Source organism: Anaerostipes faecalis (genome assembly GCF_018982945.1).
GTDB classification, from domain to species: domain Bacteria; phylum Bacillota; class Clostridia; order Lachnospirales; family Lachnospiraceae; genus Anaerostipes; species Anaerostipes faecalis.
In genome coordinates this window covers 81,364-105,092 of the sequence record NZ_JABRXE010000001.1, presented here as the reverse complement: position 1 = coordinate 105,092, position 23,729 = coordinate 81,364, and the positions used below count along the sequence as shown (strand labels likewise).

Here is a 23,729-nt window from a genome sequence, read left to right as displayed (position 1 = left end):
ACAGTACCTAATCATTTATATTGTCTTTGTTGCAATTAATATCATAAGTTCATTTGTAATATTATCCATTTATCCTACACCGCCAGTGCATTCGCATTAACCTGCTCTATTACTCTTCTGATTCCCATCCACACAGATAGATCCGTAAATACTTCAACAATACTTCCCTGATCTGTAAATGGAGTTTCCTGCAAAACAGATAGGTCTTTCATCATGCCATTATGTACAATGAATTCCACAATCTGGTTCACAAAATATATCTGTCTGCTGTCCAGATTCGTCTCGTCCAGAAATTCTGCAAAAGCCTCCTTCGCGGCAGTCATATCCAGGCCCACGATTTCTCGAACAAATTCTCCTAGAGGTTTCTCGCCATACTCTGCTTCATAATCCTGCTTTGTTCCAATTTCGCTCCACAGAATTTTTTCCAGAATCTTAATGTCCGCAGATGTTAGTGGCTTGTTACTCTTAAGCTTTGCAATTGCTTCATTGTCCTGATGCTGACGTACATAATATTCTGCTTTTGCCTTATAATTCTTCAGATCATCATTTTCCAACTCTGATTCGTTCCAGTCCATCGATAAGATCTCATCATCAAAGTTTGTATCATAGATAATCTTCGGACCCTTAGGAATATACTTCATCAAATCTCGAAGATTCTCCCTAATATGCTCAAATTCGTTGATTCCAGCATTGTCAAGGTAATCCGTATGAAGAATCTGATTAATCAGATCTGCCTGAACCATGATTTCCGGAATATTAGCAACACTGGAAAGTGCAGATACCTTTGAAATCAGGTCATGCATACCACGAGAATACTTCTTCCCAATCAAATACGCCAATTCGATACCATACATCAGCGCATCAAAACGCAATGCTGTTGCTTCATCATTCTCAGGTTCAATGAGTGGTGAAAGTTCTTCTCTTACAACCAATGTATCCTCATAGGTCAAGGCAGTATAATTCTTTTCGTTCGCGTAGGTATCAACATATTTTAAATGCTGACGAACGGCAAAATTTTCTCGATTCAGTTCTTTCACTTTTGACGCCATATGCTCAACCAAAGCATTACGATAAGCTATCAGTCGCTCCGTCTGATACGCGATATCCTGCAATTTATAAGCAATTTCAAATTCAAGCTGGAAAATTGCTCCCTGTAACGCAATCATATTTGCTGTTGGACGTCCTTTATTCATGCGGAAGAATTCAAAGTTTCCACAGAAATCGAAAATGTAGAACTTCTCCTTGTCTTCACCATCCAGTAATCCCGGACACAAACGTGTTCCTCTTCCGATCATCTGCCAGAACTTGGCTTTACTCATTACTTTTTTGAAAAACACAAGATTCACTACTTCCGGAACATCGACACCAGTATCAAGCATATCAACAGAAATAGCAATCTGCGGCATCTTCTTTGGATCAGAAAATTCATCAATAGCACTCTGAGCATAATTCAAATAGTTATCAATAACCTTTGCATAACCAACCAGATGTGGATACTCTTTACCAAACACTTCATATATCTTTTCAGCATGATCATGGTTTTTCGCAAATATAATACTCTTTCCGATCTTATTGCCATAATCAACTTTAATTCCATTTGTCATGAAGATATGCAGTACTTCTTTGATGGTATCCTCATTAAACACCCAATCGTTTAATGAAGAAGACTTGATACTTTCTGGTAACTCACCATTTTCATCTATAAATTTATTTTCGTATTCTTTTTTTTCTTCCTCAGATAATTCATCATAAACAATACCCTGATCAATAAATTTCAGAGTGGTTTCCACAGACATAAAATCAACAAGATATCCATCCTTTACAGCCTGTGCAAGTTCGTATCCGTATGTTGGAACACCATTTTCCAGTTCAAAAATCTCGTATGTGTTTTTATCAATCTCATCCTTTGGTGTTGCTGTCAAACCAACTAATGGTGCATCAAAATAGCTGAAGATATCCTTATACTTGTTGTAAATGGATCTATGTGCTTCATCACAAATTACCAGATCAAAATGTCCACATGTAAACAACTTTCCATTTTCATCATGAACAGAATCTATACAATTCATCATGGTCTGATATGTGGAAAATACTCCATGCGCTGTATAGTTATCTTTCTCTTCGCAGAGATTGGTTACAGATAAATCAGGCAAAAGATTTACAAAGTTTCGTTTTGCCTGTGTCACAAGAGAATTACGGTCAGCCAGGAAGAGGATATTTTTAATCCATCCCTGTTCTAGCAATACCTTGCACAGTGCAATGACCGTTCTTGTTTTTCCAGATCCTGTAGCCATAACCAGAAGTGCTTTTCGACGATTTTTTGTGCCGAAACTATCACATACAGCCTTAATCGCGCCTTCCTGATAATATCTACCCGCAATATTCTTATCTACTGTAATGTATTTTAAACTCGATTTCATTGTTTGAAGATTAAACAGTTTTTCAAGATCTCGCTTAGAATATACGACCGATACTTTTCGTTCTGGATATTGATTGTCGATAATTCTGGTCTCAAAGCCATTCGTCAAGAATACTACCGGTCTTCTTTTCTGTTTTTCTTCAATAAGATCCGCATAAAGTTTTGCTTGCTGACGACCTTTAGAGACATCTACACAGGTACGCTTCGCTTCAATGACAGCCAATATTCGTCCATCATCTCCCAGTAAAACATAGTCTGCAAAACCAACTTCTGACTTGTTTGGCATTTCTGGAATCTCATATTCATTTATCCAGTCTTTACCTTCTGTCCACCCTGTATCCTGAAGCATGGAATCAATATATAATTTTCTTGTTTTATACTCCGATAAATCAAGAGGCTTTGGAACATATGACTCCTGCTGTTCCTCTCTTCTAGCTGAAAGTTCCTCTTTTAGCACTGCATTTTCTTTTATTAAAGATTGTAAATCCAGATCTTTTTTCTCAAGCTCACTGATCTTTTTCAATAAGCTTTCCTTCGTATCAGCAGCCTCTTTTTTCAATTGTTTCGCTTTGCTAATCCTATCTTCGATTAATTGCTTATCAAAAATATGCTCTACATAACTCAACGAATAACAGCATGCAATAAAATCAATGAAAATAGATAAATTCTCCAGACAGAGCATTGCTTCCGCTCTACCTAACTTTCTATTATTGTGTGCAACATTATTTCCACATCTTCGAATGTAATCCATTCGTTTCCAAATATCGTATCCGACAATATCTCTGAAATCTTCAGCATTCATCAGACTCTGAAGATTGTCCTGGTATGGCATATCCAACTGTTTTTCAACAGAATACATCCATTTCACAGCAAACTCCATCGCCCTGCGGCAGTTAATGACACAAGCCTCAGGGTCTATCAAAACAATCTTTTCTGCAGAAATTGCGACATCTGCAAATGCTGAAAATTTCTCTTCATTTTTCAAATAATCAAAGTTGGTTATCATAAGAACCTCCTTCTTGTATCGAATACATTTCTATAATTATGAGACAAAGTCTTCTCTTTGTTTTCTAAATTTTGATTTGTCGATTTGTTCCGCAAACCTAATAAATTCTCTTTGTAATTCAATCGGCGGTATTACCTGCTTATACGCTTTCATAATTGCAGTATTTAAATTAGGCTGTGTTCCAGCTGGAGCAATTGCTCTAAAATGCTCTGTCATCTGATTTAGTGCTTGCAACAGAAACACTTTATCAAGTCTTTCGTCTATATCTTCCATTGCAAGCCAACCATCGTGAATGCATCCATCAAAGGTAATAATTCTCGCAAATCCTAATGAAACTCCACAGTTTGCAAATATCAAACTTCCTGCTTTTACAAGCCTACTCTTCTTTACCCCTTCTTTAATGATGTACTCCTTTGTCGAACTTAAATATATATTATCGCCATCGGTTGCATCTCCAATTTTTATCCAAGGAACATCACCACCTAAGAATTGTTCTATTGGTCTTGGTGATCCACCTCGAACGATGGTACAAAGATCTCCTAGAGGTTCACACTCCCAATTCTTATCATTAATATTTATATCTCCAAACATCTCGACAAATCGGGCTTTAATAAGTTTGTCTAACCTCTGAAGCTCCTGTTTTCTCATCTGAATAATCTGTTCGATTTTCGAAAGCTTATCTACAACTTTTTGCTGACTTTCCATTGATGGTAATTCTATTTCTATCTTTAATAGATCAGATTTAGTAAGACTCGGTATTGTAACAGCCTTATTTAATCTTTCAAAATCAAAATTCCGGCAAAAATAATAAAGGTATCTTGGCAGTAATACTTCTCTTTTGGCCGATAGTCCAAAGGCAGTATCGACATTCCAAAATGGTTCTTCGACAAAAATTGGATTGTTTATATTTCCTTTTCTGCCAATAATCACTGTATCTGCTTCGCAAATATAATCATCAGCATATCCCATTATTCCGCCACTTCCATAGATAGGATATTTTCCATCCGGGTTCTCAACATTTTTTTGATTACGCCCATTTCTTATTTCAAGTACATCACTAAATATCATATATTCATCCCTACAAATCCGAAGTTGTATTATGCAATAAATCGTTGATGAGATGATTTGACGTTATTCTGATTTACAATAGCATATTGCATGGTTGTATCAATCTGTGAATGCCCAAGTATCTTCTGAACCTGTTCAATTGGCATTCCCTTATCTATAGCTCTTGTAGCCATGGTCCTACGAAATTTGTGTGGATGTATTTTATTTAGATTCAATTTCCTACCAAGTTTACGGATTCGAATCTCTACTCCGCTGATTTTTAGTCTGCTATGCGGTGAATCAAGTGTAACAAACAATGCTGGATTATTATCATTTCGTGTACCCAGGTAATTCTGAAGGTGTAACTTTGCCTTTGCATCAAAGTATACACGTCGTTCTTTGTCGCCTTTACCAAACACGACACACTCTCTATCTTCAAAGTTGATATCACTGATATTCAAATTTACCAATTCTCCAACTCGGATTCCCGTAGAATAGAGTAAATCAATCATTGCAAGATCACGTGGACAAGAACAGATATCCCGCAATTTTTCAATTTCTTCGTCTGAAATAATTTCCTTAACCTTTTGCTTGGTTTTTATTTTATGTATCCGTCTCATAGGACTTTTCAGAATATAATCCTCTTCTTCTAGCCATGAGAAAAAACTGGAAATATTTCTTCGAATATTATCCACTGTAACCTTACTACAGTTATTAATCTGCTGATATTCAGAAAGATACGCTCGAATTTGCTCTGTAGTAATTTTCCGGATTGGCTCCTCAATGTTGTCAAGAAGCTTTTCAATCGTTGTCCTGTAATACTGAAGTGTCCGATCAGAACAGCCTTCAATCTTTTTAGCATCCAGAAATAGTTGTAAATACTTTTGGTTACTTGCTAGTTTATTGTCAGAATGTGATTCACCCAAGTTTCTCAACAAGACCTCCTGTAACTTTTTCATCTGAGCTATTGATAGCACTTCTGCCATCTCGTTTAGAATATTTACTAATTTTTCTTCCATGTTGATATCTCCTTTCAAAATACCAACATCCTTCGCCAATTAATAACAATAATTACGCTTTATCATCTTCCTGATTAATAACACTTTCAATCATAACTGTTACAGCCATATTCAAACTGTGACAATTTGTCACGGTTTCATTTCCTTCTTCTTTTAATCGTTGTTTCAGTTTTCTCCAATAGGCACTTGCGTCCTTACTTTCTGTTAATACAAAAACAACATCTATTATTGAAAAATACCATTCTTCCGTTTCTTCATCCCACGCTGTACGAATTGGCTGATTCTCATATAATTAAATATTATCATTTTGTATCAATGAGTCTTCTCCTTATCCGAAATACTCCTGCATCAAGCTATCAAACAACAGCTGTGCTTTTTTCAACGCTGCTTGTACCGCAACTTTTGATTTGTCGACTTGTTCCACAAATGCTACAAACTCTTTTTGAAGTTCCATTGGTGGAAGAAATATCTTAGTTTTCTTAATCTCACCTAGATGTAAATTGGGAACTCCAATCCCTTTTGTACTAGAATCAAACTGTCTCTTTGTTTCGGGATTATTTATTACACACCTAAAGAAAACTGGATCAATAATTTCCTTTGGTCTTAATAGAGCAAGACTTACATAAATATCAAATATTTCATCTGTATCATTTACCGCAGCAACACCATAATTAACACCATTTTTTGACATCAAAATATCATTTCTCTGCGGCTTAGTTGTTGCGTAGAGTTTCTCATGTAGTTCTGCTGGAATATACTTTATGTCTGTCCAATCTATCTTCTGTGACATAACATCTTTTGAAGATAAAAATTTATATCCTTTTTCTTTATCCTCAGTATATTGAGGCGTTTGATGTGTGCCATCCTTTATCAAAGAACATACTTCTTCCATAGTAACTACATCAAATCCATTTTCATTATCATGGAGCGTTCCAAACAGCTCGACAAATCGGGCTTTAATGAGGTCATCTAATAACTGTAATTCTCTCTTTCTTGATTCAATTACAGACTCACATTTACCAAGAGTGTCCACGATTTCCTTCTGCTTTTCTAATGAATCAAGGTTAAATTCCTCATTCTTATAATCCTTAAAATATATATGTGGGATTGTCGCACCAGTGAAATATTTTTCTAAATGCATATAATTAACCACATAATAAAGATATTCAGGAAGAACATTATCCTTTGGCAATAAATATTGCATTGTACCAATAACTGATGACTTGGCAGAATGCAAAGTTGTTCTTCCAATTCCTGCACCATCTTTTACTACAGCAACATATGATTTTTCTTGGTGGTAAAAATCAACATTGCCTATATACCCTGAAGCTCCAAAAATTGGATACTCGCCGGTTTTATCTATAACATCTGATTGCTTGAGGTTTGATGAACCTCTTTCGCAAACATCTTCAAGCTTTACTCTCATCTATTCATCCCTACAAATCCGAATTTATAATCCTAATAATTGTTCCAAAACATCCATTTCCTCGCCAATTTTCATTTCTAATTCACGAAGATCTGTCATGATTTCCTGGCTTGATGGATACTCAATCGGTACATATTCTACTTCCTTATATTTATTGATACTAAGATCATAGCCATTGTCTGCAATTTCCTGCTTTGTTACAAAGAAGCTCTGTTCTGTTCGTTTTCTATCAGCTTCTTTGTCTAGATTTCTAAATCGTTCAATAATATCCGGAATATCATTTTCCTTTGTTTCGCTACGCTTGTCATCTAAGCTGAAGCCATCAGCTTTCATATCATAGAACCATACATTATCTGTTCCACCATGCCCTGTTTTGGTAAAAATCAGAATCGCTGTTGAAACTCCAGCATATGGTTTAAACACTCCAGAAGGCATGGAGATAACAGCTTCCAATCTATTTTCTTCCACAATCTCCTTACGAATATCTTTATGAGCTTTAGAAGATCCAAACAATACTCCATCTGGAACAATACAAGCACAACGTCCACCCACTTTAAGCATGCGAACAAATAATGCCAAAAACAATAACTCTGTCTTTTTTGTCTTACACACCTTTAGCAGATCCGCACTCACTGTGTCGTAATCTAAGCTTCCTTTAAAAGGTGGATTCGCAAGAATCAGACTATATTTTTCCTTGTCTGGATTCTGATCGGACAAACTATCTCTATACTCGATATATGGATTATCTACTCCATGGGTCATCATGTTCATAGCACCAATTCGGAGCATCGTTCTGTCCATATCAAATCCATGGAACATATGGTTCATATAATGGTTTTTATTTTGTTTATTGAAGAATACTTCTTCTTTCTTTGTCTCTTTTAAATACTCGCTGGCAGATACAAGGAATCCAGAAGTACCACAGGCTGGATCACAAATAACCTCGTCAGCTTTCGGATCCATCATTTCCACCATCATGCGGATAATATGTCTAGGTGTACGGAACTGACCATTCACTCCTGCTGTTGCCAGCTTTGAAAGAAGATACTCGTACACATCCCCTCTTGTATCAGCGGATTTCAACTGTGCCATCTGTTCATAAATAGAATCCATAGCGGTAACAATCTTATCAAGCATCAGAGGTGTCGGAACCTTGAAAATTGCATCTCCCATGTATTTTGAGTATGCACTGTCCTTATCTCCGTGAAGATTCTTAATAAAAGGAAATACCCACTCCTGCATTGTGCTGTACATTTTAGCTGCAGTAAAATCATGAAATACACTCCATTTCAGTTGATTTCCGGCAATTGTGCGTTCTCCTACCTGTACCTCATCAGCAAAGATACTTTTATGTGGAAGTCCTAACATTGCAGCTTCCTTTGCGTGAAGATTATCTGCATCATCCAAATCTCGAATAAACATCAGATATGTCATTTGCTCAATTACGTCTAATGGGTTGGTCAATCCACCTGTCCAAAAGATTTCCCACAATCCATCAATTTTACTTTTCAATTCACCTGTAACCATATTAATCATTCTCCCTATTCCATACGTACGAAGTGTATCTTCCACCGCCAATTTTGATTATCTCTTTATTCTTAAGCAATTCATTCAGTGCTCGCTGTACAGTCGTTTGACTGATTCCTGGACACTGTTCCATGATTTCTGCTTTTGTAATCTTACCTAATGTACCTCTAATAATTTCTCTGATACGATCTGGTTTAGACATTGCTTTATTAGTCAAAAGAGAAGCTCTTTCTGTAAAGTCTCTATATGCAGCAACAATGATTCCCAACATATACTTCACAAATGGTTCGTAATTATTTTCTTCTTCATGCCAATTGTAAGAACTTTCCTGCAGAGCTTCGTAATAACTTTCTTTTGTATCTGATATCAGTTTTTCGATACTAATATATTGTCCAACGTTGTATCCACATCGATAAAGGGCTAATAAAGTAAGTAATCTGCTCATACGCCCATTTCCATCAGAAAATGGATGGATGCATAAGAAATTCAATATGAACATAGGAATTAATATCAACGGATCCATCGTCTGCTTATTCAATGCTTCATTAAAGGCATTACATAAGTTATTTACTGATTCCGGAGTTTCCCAGGAAGGAACTGGTTTAAATCGTACTCTTCTTGTTCCATCTGGTAATTCCTCTGCAATTACATTATCAGCTGCTTTAAAATTGCCACCGGCACTGCTTCCACTGAACTTATATAAATCTCTATGCAATTGAAGAATCATATTTGATCTGATTGGAATGTATTCATAACTCTCGTGGATTGTCGCTAGAACATCTCTATAACCAGCAATTTCTTTTTCACCTCTGGTCTTCGGTATTGTTTTCTCTTTGACGATCATTTTTAAACGATCATCTGTAGTAATAATTCCTTCTATCCTGTTAGAAGCCTCTGTACTTTGTATTTTGGCTATCTCAACTAATTCTGCCAAAATCTCTTTTTGCGATTCAACATCGGAATGAAAACCTTTAAACTCGTGAATCTGAGTCAAAAAAGCAACTATTTCCGGTGTAAGTAATTTACTGTATTCTTTTTCAAAATCAAAATATCTCATTAACATACCTCATTCTGATTTCAACACTTTCCTATCTAGTATTCTACCATTCAATTGCACTTTAATCAATTTAATTTAGTCATTTCTTTTTATTTTGACTAAATTAAAATCGGTTTTGAGTATTATAAAATCTTCTCTAACACTGCTCTCCCATAATTCAAAGTGTAATTTTTGCACATTGGAACACGTCCTATTTCCGATATAGTTCCTTCTTTTCAATAAATAGTTCCCGTTTTCTTCAATCTGGTTCTCGTTTTCCACATTTTAGTTCCCACTTTTCTGTTGTATTCTTTTTATTTTTCTTATTCTTTGACATATATCAAATAATATTTCTCCTTAAACATTTAATAAGTAATTCTAAAATAATCCAAATATGCTTTATACTTATCCTGTGCGGACAGACATGTCTCGGTCAAATAGCCTTTTTCGTTGTTCCACTCTTTCAATCCACGATAATAGAACATTTTCAGATTATCCTCAATGATGAACGGAACAATATTATATTTCAGGCACTCTTTGAACATAATCAGCCTGCCTACACGTCCATTACCGTCCTGGAACGGATGGATGCGTTCAAATTTTACATGAAAGTCTAGAATATCTTCAAAAGTTTTTTCTTCCTTTGCATTGTACTCTGTCAGCAATGCTCTCATTTTATCGGCAACATCTTCCGGCAATACAGTTGTCATGCCTCCAACTTCATTGGGCATTTTTTTATAATCACCCACTGCAAACCAATCTTTTCTCGAATCACTTATTCCAGATTTTAAAATCAAATGTAATTCCTTGATGAATTTTTCCGATAAAGCAGCTTTTGCATTATCAATAATCATATCTATACAACGGAAATGATTTGCTGTTTCGATAACATCATCTACATTTAAGACTTCATTTTCTACACCGATTGTATTTGTTTCAAAAATATATCTTGTTTGATCATGCGTCAGGCGACTACCTTCAATATGATTAGAATTGTACGTCAAATCAATCTGTGTCTTGTGGTAAATACCACCGGAATATTTACTTGCTTTCTGCTCCTGCAGAATATCTAACAATGTAATCGGCTGTTCTTTCTTCTTATTTAAACGTTCCGGTTTTTCTGCATTTTCGGGAATATTCCAAGTTTTACCAGTAAGAAATGCCCCCGGCACTCGTCTCTGAGCACAGTAGTTTCTGACGCTGCGCTCTGAAACATTCCACTTTTTTGCTATTTCAGTAACTGAAAGGTATCGCATTTGCTCTCCTCCGTTGCTCCATATTTCAATTTAATAACTAGATTAACCTAATAAATAGTATATCATTTTATCGGCAATAATTACAGTGTTTAGATTTTATTATTGAATTTATTTTTGCCGTTTTCGGCAGTTTTATACGCTAAACGACCTTGTACACACTCAAACAAGACCGTCTGTTCGCCACGTAATTCTAACTTTTATATCTGTCAAATTTTGTCGATTATTGTATTTCTTCAGTTATAACTGAAATAATTATATTTTCTTTCTTGTTTTCAAGTTATAAATATGTTACGCTATTTTACAGTAACAGAAAGGGGGCTTATTCTTTCATGATTAAACGAGAAATGTACATGAGCCGTATCCGTCCTTTTATTGGAACGGAATTGATAAAGGTGATGACCGGTATTCGCCGCTGCGGAAAATCCGTTATGTTGGAACTTATTAAACAAGAACTTATAGAGTCCGGTGTAAATCCTGCACAGTTTATCTCAATCAATTTTGAAGATATGAACTATGCTCACCTGCAAACTGCAAAAGCTTTACATGATGAAATCACAAAAAGAGCCGCTGACCTTGACGGCAAGGTTTACCTTTTCTTCGATGAAATTCAGGAAGTGAAAGACTGGGAAAAATGTATCAATTCGTTCCGTGTATCTTTGAATTGTGATATCTACATCACCGGATCCAATGCCAAGTTATTATCCGGCGAGCTGTCCACATACCTTGGCGGACGTTATGTGGAATTCATTATCTATCCTTTCTCTTTTGCAGAATTTATAGAATTATATAAGACGGTCGCTTCTGATGAAACGATCCAGAAGTGTTTTCAGAAATATCTTCTGGCAGGCGGTATGCCTTACCTTGCAAACATCCGATATGCTGATCAACCATCCAAGCAGTATCTTCACGATTTGTTCAACTCTGTTCAGCTGAAAGACATTGTAAAGCGCAACAAAATTCGTGATGTGGATTTGTTGGAACGCATCATTGCTTATGTGATGGCTAATGTAGGAAATACATTCTCAGCAGCTTCTTTAGCAAAGTTTCTCAAAAGCGAGCAGCGCACTGTAGCTCCGGAAACAATCCTGAACTATATCAAATATTGCTGCGGTGCGTACTTGTTCTATCAGGTTAAGCGTGAAGATTTACAAGGAAAACAAATCCTTGCATCCAACGAAAAGTATTACATTGCCGATCACGGTATCCGCGAAGCAGTTTTTGGCGGCAATATGAAAGAAATCAATCTTACTTTAGAAAATATTGTATACTTGGAACTTCTTCGCCGTGGATATGAAGTTACAGTCGGAAGATATGGTAATAAAGAAATTGATTTTGTCTGTCACAAACGAGATGAAAAGCTGTACGTTCAAGTTACCTATCTGCTTGCCTCTGATGAAACAATCCAACGTGAATTCGGAGCATACGATAACATCCGAGACAACTTCCCAAAATATGTCGTTTCCCTGGATGAATTTGACATGAGCCGTAATGGCATCAAACATCGCAATATCCGAGATTTCCTCTTAGCCGAGGAATGGAACTAAATGGCTATGCCCGTCACAGTTTCAAATGGTGACGGGCATTTTTTTGAATCATTTATTCATCTTTCGTCATTACTTTTTTAAAATTGGTTCAACATAATCCACACCTACTCTATCTTAAATATTCCGGAATCACATCTCGGCCAAGTTTTTCAAGCATATCTTTATCACTTTGAATTGTCGCACATGCTACTGTTGTTAACATATCCCCTGTGATCGTTGCTGAGGCTCCAGATTTAAATGCATATTCTCCATCATTTGTAAGTAGTGCCCTGCCTGCTGCTAAACGTATATTTGCATCTGGATTTATATAACGGAACATGGCAACTGTTCTTAAAATTTCTTCTTCTGATAATTGTTCCATATTCTCTAATGGTGTCCCTTTGATCGGCATCAACGCATTGATCGGGATGGAATCGATACCCAGTTCTGACAAGCTGACTGCCATGTCAATTCGATCCTCCCAGGTTTCTCCCATACCGATGATTCCACCAGAACAGGCACACATTCCTTCTGCCTTAACTTTTTTCAACGTTTCTATCCTTTGTTCATATGTATGTGTTGTGCATATGTTAGGAAAGTTTCTTTTTGATGTTTCGATATTATGATGATAACTGGTTACACTAGCTTCATGTAATCTATGTAATTGTTCCTCATCCAGAAATCCCATGGATGCACATAAGTCGATTTTACATTCCTTATGCATGGTTTTATACGCATGTACTGCTTTGTCAAATGCTTCACCTGTTAGCGTTTTCCCGGATGTAACGATTGAAAATCGATCGACTCCCTGACTTTCATTAAATTTACATGCCTCTACAATTTCCTTTTCCGGAAGAAAATCATACACTTCACAATTGGTATTATGATGCGCAGATTGTGCACAATATTTACAATCTTCAGGACATTTTCCACTCCGTCCATTTATGATGGAACATAAATCCACTTTATCACCTACAAAATACTCACGAATTTTATCTGCTCCCTGACATAATTCTTTTAAATCACAATCGAGAAAAAAAGAAAAATCATCTCCTCTTTGTAGTCTTTTTCCTTCTATTATTTCTTGTGCAAGTCTCAGCATATCCATAAGCCTTATTCTCCTTATATCAGTATTATTATCTTTCATTTTATTATATTCTATTATATCTATCTTTTTAATAGGTTTTAATAATATTTTAAAGAGGCCGTGTTTTACCACGACCTCCTTACAGTTCATCTTATATTAGAATACTTTTACTGATTTTACTGTTGAATATGCGCCATATACTCTCTGATTTGTTGAATCATAATAGTAGTAACGAACCTGAACATAGTATTTCTTTCCTCTTTTCAGTCCAAGTTTTGTATATACGTTCTTAGTCAATCCTGTTGTTTTATATTTGGCATATTTCATTTTGGAATTTACTGCATAACGGAAACGGAATCCTCTTCTGGAACCATCTTCCTTAGTATATTTTCTAGAAGTTGCCTCAAAACCTGTTCCTTTTCCATACTTTCCTTTTACATTGAGCACTTTTGCCTGACCAACTGACATTTTTACAAATTTAGCTGTCAATACAATGTTCTGATCGGATGATGGCATTTTGGTAACTGTTTTCCCTTTATATGTCCATCCTGCAAATGCATATCCTTTTTTACCTGCTGCTTTAAATTTTGCTTTATTCCATGACGGTAATTTAGCTCCTGCTTTGGCATCTTTAATAACAGCAACTGTTTTTCCGCCATTTCCTTTTAAGGTTGCAGTGATCTTCTTTGGTACCTGTGGTGCTGGTTTCTCAGGCTGCTCTTCCTCTGTTTTCGGTGGTTCCACCTCTGTTTTTGGCAGTTCATAAGCTGCAAGAGTACCACTGACTTCACATGCTGCAAGGAAAATGTTCTTTCCGTCTGCCTGTGCTACACAAAGTCCTTCTGGTGATACATCTCCTTTGATTGCTTCTGAGAAGTCACGGCTGTTGATATAATTTGCATATGTGCTGTTCTGTGGATCAGTAATATCATACGCCATAATTCCGCCAATTCTTTCAACTGCTACAAATGCATAGGCTTTTCCATTGATTTTTCCAACCGTAACATTTTCCGGTTCCGGTCCTTTTTTAGGACTTCTGCTGTCTATATCATTGTCATCATTAGAGCAGTTGAAATAATCTCCAAATGTTTTAGCAGTATTGGATTCAAATTCATTTCCGCTGTCGTATACTTCTGTCATTCCATGATCTGTCACTTCAAAAATACTGAAACCACGTCCGCCAAACATAACCTTTTTACCTTCCGGTAATCCTGCACACTTTGTATCATCGATTACACGAATACTCTTTCCGGTAAAATCTTTTGTTTTTGCTTCATTAAGGTAATTTGTCCAATCTCTGGAATCCCCTTCATTAGCTGTAACTACATAAGTTTTTCCTGCGTTTTCATAAACAGCAATTCCATCCGGCATACGGGCACCAACAAGTCCTTCATAGGTTTTTGCTTCGTATTTACCATCTTCTACTAAATCCACAGCCACTTTACTGTAATCTTCAAATCCTGTACTGTAAATTCCGGTAAATTCTTTCTTTTCCACATCTAACTCTGCAATGGCATTTGCTTCCTGCAAAGAAACATATGCTTTCTTTCCATTGGCTGAAACTGCAATGTACTCTGGTTCCAAATCTGTTTTTGGTTCCAGTGTCTTATCATTTGCAACACCAATCAGAATATTTTTTGCTGTTAATTCCTCTGCTGTGTATTTGTCAAATCCCACCTGATCAGAAGTTCCATCGGATAAATTTAAAACTGTTACACTTCCTGCAGGATCGATGCTTCCTTCTCCATATCCGTTTCTTGGTTCTCCTTCATCTGCAGTTAACACAGTGTTTCCATCTGCAAAAGTAACCATATCCGGCTGTACACCTGCATTATATAACTTTGGATTGGTTAAGGAACCGTCTTTTTCACAGGTAAATACTGCGATTTTTCCACATTTATCATAATCTGCATGCTGAACTGCTGCTGCCAGTTTTGTTCCATCTGGTGAAATGGCAACACTGGTGATATCTCCATATTTAAATCCGGCTTCTGCTGCCACTGTTTCCACCAGTGTTTTCACATCATATTCCTGACCAGAAAGGCTGGCAACTTTTTCGGAATCTTCGATTCCTGTAATCTTAACTGCAATCACCTGTCCTTTTAAACCGCTGACTGCATAAGCATAACCATTCTTTTCATTGTATTCTACAATTTCCAGACTTCCGCCGTCTGCATTCATTGCTCCGGAATTATAACGGGCGAACAACTGCATGTTCAATGGAGTAGCCCCATTATTTACACCTGTTATTTTTTCATCTGATGTAACAACCGGAGTGTAAACAGGCTGTTCTGGTGCTGCCTCTGCCGAATGAACTTTTCCGTATTCACCTTTGCTGTTACGTGGAGCATAGTTTTGAACGTATTCATCATTTACTGTCACAGATGATTTTTCCCATACAATAACATCCCAGTCATCATTGGTATCTGTATCCACATAATTTACACGACGAAGAGATTTTTGTTTTGATACTTTAATGTCATCAACTTTGTCATTTGCTGTTGCACTGTCTACAACTCCCTGGCTGTTTTTCAATGTCAACGTATAATTCTTATTATTGATTGCAATATCCCAGTTCTGATCTGCTTCCGGAAGATCGTATGTTAAAAGTTCATCTGTTGTTATCTCCTGCTTACATACGATCAACCATGATGTTCCAGCTTTTAAGGTAACATTCGGCAATTCCAGGGATGTTGCTTCATCAAAAGATAATGTATATCCTTTCAACTGGATATCATCTGAAGTTGGATTATAAAGCTCAATAAAACTGTTACTGATTGGTGTCTCACCCTTACCGTTGCCACCGTACACCTGATTGATGAGCAGATGATCTGCCGCTGCCTGTTTCGTAAAAGACTGTGTCTGAACCACTGGCTGCTTTGCAGGTTCTGCTGCCAATACCATATTGGCTCCTATGCCCTGGGACATCATCGCTAATGTAAGCCCAAAAGACACAAATCTTGTATTCATCTTTCTCATAACTACCTCCTTTATTATGTTTTACTAGCATAACAAAGAAGTGTTGGTTATCTGTCATACCTATGTTAAAGTCATGTTAATTTTTTAACAACATATTTTAATACAAGTCCCCAAGAATCCGTTCTTTTATTTCTTCGGGCCTGGTTACAAAAGTTTTTCCTCCTTTTTCTTCCAGGTACTCCCGGTCTCTGAATCCCCATTCTACTACGATACAGTCCAACCCAGCATTTTTTGCTGTTTCAATATCTACTTCAGAATCCCCGATATATACAGCATGTTCCTTGGTTGTTCCCAGTTTTTTCATAACCGCATTTACAGAATCCGGTGCCGGTTTTTTGGCAATTCCTTCTTTTTCTCCCGCTGCCGCATCAAACATTCCCTGGAAATATTGTTCACACAGCTCTTGCACCGCATAATCTGCCTTGTTGGATACAACTGCTGTCTGACAGCCTGCTGCTCTAAGTTTTTCCAACAGTTTCATAATTCCATCATATGGTTTTGTTTTATCCGCACAATGTACTTTATAATATTTCGTAAAATCTTCATGTACTTTTTCAATTTCAGGTTCCTCTGTTCCTGTTGGAACTGCTCTCTCGATCAGTTTTCTGATACCATTTCCTACAAACCTTCGTACTTCATCTATCGTTCGTGCCGGATAATCTGACTGGCTCAAAGCATAGTTTGTTGCATCACAAAGATCTTCTAATGTATTTAAAATTGTTCCATCCATATCAAAAATAGCAAGTTTATATTTCATTTGTATGTTCCTCCGTTTCTTTGATCCCATTATAACTCATAAGGGACTTTCCATGCAAAAAAAGAGATACACCCTGATGATGTATCCCTTCTGCTTATGTTTTTTACTCTATGCTTCTGCTGCTTCCTCTTCATCATCTTCCGGTGCCTGAATTTCACCGATGGTTACGATGACTTCTTCTGGATTTGTCAGAAGATCGATATTTTTATTTGATGCAATGTCCAGATCTTTCACTTCGATGGTATCTCCGACTTTCATATGGCTTACATCAACTTCAATTTTATCAATCAGTGCATCTGGTGTTGCTTTAAATGAAATCTCATGTAAATGCGGTTCCACAATTCCTGCTGTTACAACATCTGTATTCAAAAGGACGATCTCTGCTACAGAATGTACCTTTTCTCCCTGTACCAATGCCTGAAAATCAATTTCCATAAACTGATGTTTTAAAGGATCATAAGTAACGTCTTTTATCAAAGCATCAATTTTCTGTCCTTCTACATCCAGCATAACCTGGCTGCCTCGACCATTGTTTTTCATCAACTGTTCTGCCTTGGCTTTTTCAATCTTGATCGGCATTGACTCTTTCATTTCTCTACCAAAAATATTACCGGTAACGTATCCTTCCCGTCTAAGCTTCTTTGCCTTGATTTGTAAATCTCTTTTTTCAGCTTCTAAAGTATTCATTTGTCTTTTCCTCCTAAAACTGATTGCTTAGCGGCCTTTATTATGTTTAGAAATGTTTTTGCGCAATTCCCTTGCAAGTAATAAGAGGTCTGGTTAAGTATTCAATTGTTTCTTTGTTACATATGTATTATAACACTACAAACACTTTTGGGAGCTATGTTTTTTAAAAAGTACAATCTTCTCTTACTCTGAAATCTTATAATCATCATCCTGTAAGGTGAAATCCAGTCCTTCACTGACATATACGTTTTTCTTTTTATCCACAAATATGGCTTTTGCATTATATTTTTTCAACAGTTCCCTGCTCTTTTCCACTCCTAGAGTAAAACATGCCGTAGACAATCCGTCACTGTTGATTCCTGAATCACATATAATAGTACATGACGTAATATCTGTCTCCACCGGATATCCGGTTTTAGAGTCTAAAATATGGAAATATTTCTTTCCTGTTTTTTTATCCACAAAATATTTTTCATAATCACCGGAAGTCGAAATAAAGGTATCACCTTTTACTTTCAGGCTTCCGAGCACTTTTCCATCTTTTCCTGAAGGACTTTGCACCCCCACATTCCAGTCACTGCCATCTGGTTTTTCTCCATATACAAGAATACTTCCTCCCAAAGCTACCATAGCTCCTGAAATATTTTCTTCTTTTTTTAGGAGTTTCGTTGCCTCATCTGTTCCGATTCCCTTTCCAAATGCCCCCAGATCAAACTTTGTACCTGTTTCACATGTAAGGATTTCTCCATTCTTCTTTCTAATCGTGATATGCTCACTGCTTTCCGGAAGGGTTCCCTTTACTGTATCTCTGATTTTATCTGCATCCGGAACTTTGGGATTTTCTGATTCAAAATCCCAAAGCTGTGTCAGCTTTCCAATAGACGGATCCACTGCATTTCTTCCATCTGCCATGGAATCACGGCTCAGTTCCAAAGCATCCATAAGCCATCCCTTCAATGGTTCTTTTATAACTGCCTGATCCTTTTGGGCAAGGGTTTTATTTAACCGGGCAATCTGAGAATCCTCAATTCGCCAGGAAATCTGTTTCTCCTCTATCTCTTTAACTTTCTTAATGATTTTTTCCTCGGTTTGTTCCAGATCATTTCCTGTACCATATAATGTAACATTTGTTACAGTTCCCATGGCAAAATCCGTATGGCTGTAAGATGAAGTTTTTTCCTGACATCCAGTCAAAGATATCAACAAACTTAACATAATACCCATTCCCAATATTTTTTTACAGATGCCTCCCATGTCTGTCCTCCATTCTTTAAAATAACTGTTTTGGCAGTTTCTTAACCAATATTCCCGTTAATACCCCGATGGCAACCCCTGCAATGGTTCCTGTTATCAAAAGCACCGGCATATAAAGATAGATTTTAGCATTTTCCATTAATAAAACTGCAACTGTCAGCTGTCCCATATTATGTGCTACTCCACCGCCTACACTGATCCCAATGGCTGAAAAACCTTTGATTTTTCTCAATAGCACCATCACCAGAAGGCTTAAAATTCCTCCTGCCAGACTGTATACAATCGTCATTGGATTTCCAAAAAGGAATCCTGCCAATATAATGCGAAGCACAGATATTCCCAGAGCCCTTTGCCAGGTAGTAAAAAACAGTAACACCATAATCACTGCATTGGCAAGACCTATCTTTACCCCTGGAATTCCCAGAGGAATAGGAAGCATTACTTCAATATAAGATACTACCAGTGAAAGGGCTATAAATAATCCATCGGTCGCTACTCTTTTTGTCATTTGTTCCTCCTACCTGGTTATTCCATCCAGTTCCTGTTCCCTCGTATCTGCTTCTACCTCAATCACTACTTTATGAGGCAGACATACAATGGTTTCTCCTGACTTGTCAATAGCCTTATGCTTCCTGCAAATCTGATCCGGGCAATCTGCTTCTTTCATAATGACTTTACCATCCTTGATCTCTAAAACATTTTTCCCATCCTTTACCGGAATTTCAAATGTTTGATTCTTTGCCAATTCCCTGCGAAAAACCTCACTGCCGTTCACTGTTACAACAACTTCTTTTCCACTTTTTTGCGTAAATTTCATAATCCCAAAACTAATCAGTGCGATTCCTAAAATCACACTGATCAGTATTACATCTTTTTTCTTCATTTTTATACCGTTATCTGTCCTAATACTTCACCAATAGGATCTGTAATACAAATGTCTGCCTGCTTGTCTCTGGATGTGGCATCCCTGTTCAGTACCGCCAGGTATTTTCCACGGAAATAATCAATCATCCCTGCTGCAGGATATACCACCAGAGAAGTTCCTCCAATAATCAGCATATCTGCATTGGAAATGGCGTTGACTGCTCCCTGAATGGTGTTAGAGTCCAGACCTTCTTCGTATAATACAACATCCGGTTTAATAATTCCGCCACATGTTTCACAGTATGGTACACCATCTGCCTCCACCATATAATTCACATCATAAAAACGATGACATTTCTGACAATAATTGCGGTGAACACTTCCATGAAGCTCAAATACATTCTTACTTCCTGCTTTCTGATGAAGCCCGTCAATATTTTGAGTTACAATGGCAGATAACTTTCCTGCCTGCTCAAGCTCTGCCAGCTTTAAATGTGCCTTGTTGGGCTGTGCATCCGGGAAAATCATCTTATTTTTATAGAAATCATAAAATTCTTCTGTATGATGTACAAAAAAACTATGACTGACCATAATTTCCGGAGGATATTTGTAAGTCTGATGATATAATCCATCAGTACTTCGAAAATCAGGAATATTACTTTCTGTGGATACACCTGCACCACCAAAAAAAACTATATTATGACTCTCATCTATCATCTGCTGTAATTGTGCAATCTTTTCATTATCCATTTTTCTTCCTCCGTTTCTTTCACCATTTTGGTTTTATTGTACAAGAAAAGAGACGCCTCGTCTAGGCGTCCTTCTGAAAATATCTTTCATTTCTTTCATTTTCCATTTTTCTCTAGTTTTCTCCAGACAGTAATAATCATTGTGGTAAAGGATGCCAGTCCTCCAATAAAGTTGGAAATAGGTTCTGATAAAAAGACACCGTTAACACCTAAATTCCCCACATATGGCAAAAACATTGCCAGTGGAACAACAATAATAATTTTCCTGAAAATAGAAAAAAATGTAGCCTGCTTTGCTTTTCCCAGTGCTACAAAGGTTGCCTGTCCGGAAAACTGAAGAGTCATAAAAATAAATCCAAAGAAATAAATATGGAGTGCAGGAACTGCTGCCTTCATCAAATCTTTGCTTCCATTAAATATGTGAATAAATATTTCGGGAAATAGTACCACGCATCCCCATGCCAAAGCAGTATAACACAGGCAGGATATAGTCATAAATTTTATTCCGCTTTTTACTCTTTTAGGATGTCCCGCACCATAGTTAAATCCAAGAACCGGCTGTGCTCCATTGGTAATTCCTGTTACAGGCATGGTAAGGATATCTCTTACAGAATTTAAAATGGTCATGACTCCAATATACAAATCTCCTCCAAACTGTTGCAGCTGGGCATTGCATACAATCTGTACTGCTCCATTGGTAGCTGCAAGAGTAAAACCGGATATTCCCATTGTTGTGATCTCTTTTGTCAATCTTCTATTTAAATAAAATTCTTTTGGATTCAATCGAAGAATAGCCTTCTGACTGCTTAAAAATCTTAATGCAAAAAAAGCAGACAATCCCTGTGAAATCACAGTTGCCGTGGCAGCACCTCTTACTCCCATATGAAATCCAAAGATCAGGATAGGATCCAGGATAATATTTGTCACTGCGCCGCACAGAATCGTATACATTCCGATTTTCCCAAATCCCTGAGAATTAATAAAATTATTCATTCCCAGGCTGATCATAACAAAAACCGTTCCCAGCAAATAAATCTGCAGATAATCCCTGGCATAAGGATAAATAGTATCACTGGCTCCAAAAGCATATAAAATCGGTTTCATGAATATGAAGCAAAGAACGGTCAATACCAATGCTGTCATACACAATAACGTATAAGAACATCTCATAATATTAGCTGCCCGTTGATTTTCTCCTTTTCCTCTGGCAATAGAACAAAGGGGTGCTCCTCCCATACCAAATAAATTGGCAAAAGCACTTAAAATCGTTATGATCGGGAATGTCAGTCCAAGACCTGTCAAAGCCATGGTTCCGTCAACAGGTATTCTTCCTATGTAAATACGATCTACAATATTGTACAAAAGATTAATGATCTGTGCCAATGTCATAGGAATTGCCATATTCATAATATTCCGTGGAATACTGCCTTTTGTAAAATCATTTCTGGCTGCTGCCATGTTCCTCATCCCTTCATTTCATTATCTTATTTATTATGACACTTCCCTTAAAATGAATCAAGGGCAGTTTTCACTACCCTTGTCTTCTTATATTTCTCCTATTTTATGCAGGCTTTCGAAAGCTGCCCTCATATCTTTTCTTACAAGCTCTTTTTGTAACTGATAAACTTTTCTGTAATAACTGGTATTTTCCGGATCAGGCTTATATACCTCTTTTATTTCCAGATTCTTTTCAAATACAGCTTTCAGATCTTTAATATCACCTACCGCATATGCTGCCGTTGCAGCATCTGTCAAAACTGCTCCTTCTGCTGTTTTTAATGTTACCACCTGGCAGTCCATCATATCTGCTTTCATCTGATTCCATATGCGGGATTTGCTTCCTCCTTCTGTCACTGTAATTACATCAAGATTTGCCCCGGCTTTTTTATAAATATCTGTTACTCCCATATAATCATATCCTATGGCTTCCAATACAGCTCTCCATAAGACTCCCTGATCAGTATCCATGGACATATTTAAGAAACAGGCAGATGCCTGGGTGTTTTCCCCAAAACCTCCTGTTAAATATGGAAGGAAAAGAACCCCGTTAGATCCCGGTGGTACATTTTCTGCCTGCTGATTTAATTGATCAAAATAATCTCCATCTTCTGATTTTCCACAGACATTATCTTTATACCAGCGTAAGGCAAGCCCCCCTGTACGAATAAATCCCCAGTAAAAATATGTATTTTCCAAAGTTCCACTATTGAATACCAGATTATTTTCTGCCTTGCTTAGCTCTGGTTTAATTCCATCAGTTGCAATGCAGAACATGGCACAGGTGCCTGCCACATCTGCTGCTTTATTGACACCTGTAACTCCACAGCCTATCATAGACTGCATTGTATCTCCGGCACCGGCACAAATGGGAATTCCTTCCGGAAGCCCTGTTTCCTCTGCGTACTTTTCTGACAAATGTCCGATAATATCCCATGGCTTTTTAATTTCCGGCATCATTTCCTCAGGAATTTCTAAGATCTCCAGCTGGTCTTTGGACCACCTTTTCTCGATAACATGATAACCCAGTCCCCATCCTGACATAGCTCCCCAGTCGATAAATGCATCTTTTGCAGAAAGTCCCGCCAGATTTGCCAGTATATATGGTGCGTTGTGCATGAACTTTTTACCATTTTTCTGAAATTCTTTGCAGTTTTTCATCATCCATCGGGCAAACATTGCCGGAAACATACAATTAGGCTGTGGATTTCCCGTTTCTTTTGCCCAGATATCTAAATTTCTTTCCGCCAGTTCACTGGCATCTTCCTTTGTCCTGGAATCCAGATAATTAATATATGGAGTGATGGCTTTACAGTTTTCATCAACACCGACCACTCCACAAATAATTCCATCACCAAATATTGAACGAATTCCTGCAGGATCAAGCCCCTTTTCTTTCATTTGACTGACACAGTTACGTATTCCTGCAATAGTTGCCTGAAGGTATTGATCTGCATCCATTTCCACCCATCCCGGATGAGGATACTTTAATATTGTCGGATTGGTATCTGAGACAACACATTTCATATCCTCATCATAAATGGCAGCTTTCACACTTTGTGTTCCCGCATCAAATCCTAAATAATATTTTTTCAT

The 23,729-nt window shown here is 37.2% G+C and carries 18 protein-coding genes; 1 reads left to right on the top strand and 17 read right to left on the bottom strand.

The features are described 5' to 3' along the window. Positions 1 to 74: 74 nt before the first annotated feature. From KTB61_RS00500 to KTB61_RS00470, 7 genes are all read right to left on the bottom strand, one after another. Positions 75 to 3,425, bottom strand: a complete 3,351-nt coding sequence (locus KTB61_RS00500; RefSeq protein WP_216696574.1) for a DEAD/DEAH box helicase family protein — start codon at positions 3,423 to 3,425, stop codon at positions 75 to 77. A gap of 36 nt (positions 3,426 to 3,461) precedes the next feature. Then, complete coding sequence (locus KTB61_RS00495) at positions 3,462 to 4,493, bottom strand: restriction endonuclease subunit S (RefSeq protein WP_216696573.1); 1,032 nt, start codon at positions 4,491 to 4,493, stop codon at positions 3,462 to 3,464. Between the two features lie 29 nt (positions 4,494 to 4,522). Then, complete coding sequence (gene xerA / locus KTB61_RS00490) at positions 4,523 to 5,491, bottom strand: site-specific tyrosine recombinase/integron integrase (protein ID WP_216696572.1); 969 nt, start codon at positions 5,489 to 5,491, stop codon at positions 4,523 to 4,525. Positions 5,492 to 5,819: 328 nt separating this feature from the next. Then, a complete protein-coding gene (locus tag KTB61_RS00485) occupies positions 5,820 to 6,917 on the bottom strand; it encodes a restriction endonuclease subunit S (protein ID WP_075759214.1) in 1,098 nt (365 codons plus the stop codon). A 24-nt stretch (positions 6,918 to 6,941) separates the two neighbouring features. After that, a complete protein-coding gene (locus KTB61_RS00480; protein ID WP_075759215.1) occupies positions 6,942 to 8,444 on the bottom strand; it encodes a class I SAM-dependent DNA methyltransferase in 1,503 nt (500 codons plus the stop codon). 1 nt (position 8,445) lies between these two features. Then, positions 8,446 to 9,501 carry a Fic family protein gene (locus KTB61_RS00475; RefSeq protein ID WP_075759216.1) on the bottom strand — a complete coding sequence of 352 codons (1,056 nt, stop codon included), beginning with the start codon at positions 9,499 to 9,501 and terminating at the stop codon, positions 8,446 to 8,448. 344 nt (positions 9,502 to 9,845) lie between these two features. Next, entirely contained in the window at positions 9,846 to 10,736 is an 891-nt protein-coding gene (locus KTB61_RS00470) for a Fic family protein (RefSeq protein WP_216696571.1), read from the bottom strand. A 329-nt stretch (positions 10,737 to 11,065) separates the two neighbouring features. Between KTB61_RS00470 and KTB61_RS00465 the strand changes: the two genes are divergently transcribed. Further along, positions 11,066 to 12,280, top strand: coding sequence for an ATP-binding protein (locus tag KTB61_RS00465; protein ID WP_216696570.1), 1,215 nt, complete (start codon positions 11,066 to 11,068; stop codon positions 12,278 to 12,280). 109 nt (positions 12,281 to 12,389) lie between these two features. On the opposite strand, the gene bioB is transcribed toward KTB61_RS00465, so the two are convergent. From bioB to KTB61_RS00415, 10 genes are all read right to left on the bottom strand, one after another. Continuing rightward, complete coding sequence (bioB, locus tag KTB61_RS00460) at positions 12,390 to 13,367, bottom strand: biotin synthase BioB (protein WP_216696569.1); 978 nt, start codon at positions 13,365 to 13,367, stop codon at positions 12,390 to 12,392. Between the two features lie 135 nt (positions 13,368 to 13,502). Continuing rightward, the gene (locus KTB61_RS00455; RefSeq protein WP_216696568.1) at positions 13,503 to 16,325 is read right to left on the bottom strand and encodes a choice-of-anchor I family protein; all 2,823 of its coding nucleotides are present in this window, start codon (positions 16,323 to 16,325) and stop codon (positions 13,503 to 13,505) included. Positions 16,326 to 16,422: 97 nt separating this feature from the next. Further along, positions 16,423 to 17,082: an HAD family hydrolase gene (locus KTB61_RS00450; protein WP_216696567.1), complete on the bottom strand. Its 660-nt coding sequence runs from the start codon at positions 17,080 to 17,082 to the stop codon at positions 16,423 to 16,425. A 108-nt stretch (positions 17,083 to 17,190) separates the two neighbouring features. Beyond that, positions 17,191 to 17,769, bottom strand: coding sequence for a 50S ribosomal protein L25 (locus KTB61_RS00445; protein ID WP_075759221.1), 579 nt, complete (start codon positions 17,767 to 17,769; stop codon positions 17,191 to 17,193). 183 nt (positions 17,770 to 17,952) lie between these two features. Continuing rightward, positions 17,953 to 19,023 (bottom strand): FAD:protein FMN transferase, encoded by a 1,071-nt coding sequence (locus tag KTB61_RS00440; protein WP_083638292.1) that lies wholly within the window; start codon positions 19,021 to 19,023, stop codon positions 17,953 to 17,955. Positions 19,024 to 19,039: 16 nt separating this feature from the next. Then, positions 19,040 to 19,531 carry a Gx transporter family protein gene (locus KTB61_RS00435; protein WP_075759222.1) on the bottom strand — a complete coding sequence of 164 codons (492 nt, stop codon included), beginning with the start codon at positions 19,529 to 19,531 and terminating at the stop codon, positions 19,040 to 19,042. Positions 19,532 to 19,540: 9 nt separating this feature from the next. Next, positions 19,541 to 19,906, bottom strand: coding sequence for a NusG domain II-containing protein (locus tag KTB61_RS00430; RefSeq protein WP_075759223.1), 366 nt, complete (start codon positions 19,904 to 19,906; stop codon positions 19,541 to 19,543). Between the two features lie 2 nt (positions 19,907 to 19,908). Continuing rightward, positions 19,909 to 20,637, bottom strand: a complete 729-nt coding sequence (locus KTB61_RS00425) for an NAD-dependent protein deacylase (RefSeq protein WP_075759224.1) — start codon at positions 20,635 to 20,637, stop codon at positions 19,909 to 19,911. Between the two features lie 95 nt (positions 20,638 to 20,732). Beyond that, the gene (locus KTB61_RS00420) at positions 20,733 to 22,094 is read right to left on the bottom strand and encodes an MATE family efflux transporter (RefSeq protein ID WP_075759225.1); all 1,362 of its coding nucleotides are present in this window, start codon (positions 22,092 to 22,094) and stop codon (positions 20,733 to 20,735) included. 87 nt (positions 22,095 to 22,181) lie between these two features. Beyond that, positions 22,182 to 23,729, bottom strand: coding sequence for an FGGY-family carbohydrate kinase (locus tag KTB61_RS00415; RefSeq protein WP_216696566.1), 1,548 nt, complete (start codon positions 23,727 to 23,729; stop codon positions 22,182 to 22,184).